The following is an 893-nucleotide window of genomic DNA, read 5'->3' as shown; positions in this document are numbered from 1 at the left end:
CGGCAGCCCTGCCGGGACGGGAACCCTGGTGGGCGGCGTGGCCACGGTCACGCACCCGTACGCCACCACGTCGGGCAGCCCGTACACCATCACCGCCACCTATGCCGGGACCGGCGACTTCAACTCGTCCACCGGAACCGACACCCAGACGGTGAACCAGGCCGCGACCACGGCGTCGGTGACGTCGGCGCCGGATCCGTCGGTGGTCGGCGAGGAGGTCACAGTGATGGCGACGGTGACCGCGGACGCTCCGGGTGCGGGGACGCCGACGGGGACGGTCACCTTCGACTTCGGTGACGGCAGCCCTGCCGGGACGGGAACCCTGGTGGGCGGCGTGGCCACGGTCACGCACCCGTACGCCACCACGTCGGGCAGCCCGTACACCATCACCGCGACCTACGGTGGGGACGCGAACTTCGCCGGGACCACCGCGACGGACACCCAGACGGTGAACCAGGCCGCGACCACGGCGTCGGTGACGTCGGCGCCGGATCCCTCGGTGGTCGGCGAGGAGGTGACGGTGACGGCGACGGTGACCGCGGACGCTCCGGGTGCGGGGACGCCGACGGGCACGGTCACCGTCGACTTCGGCGACGGGTCGCCGGCCGTCACCGAAACCCTCGCAGGAGGAACCGTGACGACCACGCACGTCTACACGGACCTGTCGGGGAGCCCGTACACCATCAGCGTCTCGTACGGCGGGGACGCGAACTTCGCCGGGACCACCGCGACGGACACCCACACGGTGAACCAGGCCGCGACCACGGCGTCGGTGACGTCCGCACCGGATCCCTCGGTGGTCGGCGAGTCCGTGACGGTGACGGCGACGGTGGCCGTGGACGCTCCGGGTGCGGGGACGCCGACGGGGACGGTCGTCTTCGACTTCGGCGACG

Annotated in this window: 1 protein-coding gene; it reads left to right on the top strand. The window is 72.5% G+C overall.

Annotated elements, in window-relative coordinates; genetic code table 11:
* Positions 1-37 precede the first annotated feature (37 nt).
* Positions 38-893 (top strand): Ig-like domain repeat protein (locus ACFV7R_RS04935; protein WP_385259971.1); only part of this gene is annotated, 856 nt, incomplete at its 3' end.

This window comes from Streptomyces sp. NPDC059866 (genome assembly GCF_042731325.1).
Lineage (GTDB): Bacteria > Actinomycetota > Actinomycetes > Streptomycetales > Streptomycetaceae > Streptomyces > Streptomyces flavusporus.
This window is presented reverse-complemented; position numbering and strand designations above follow the sequence as displayed.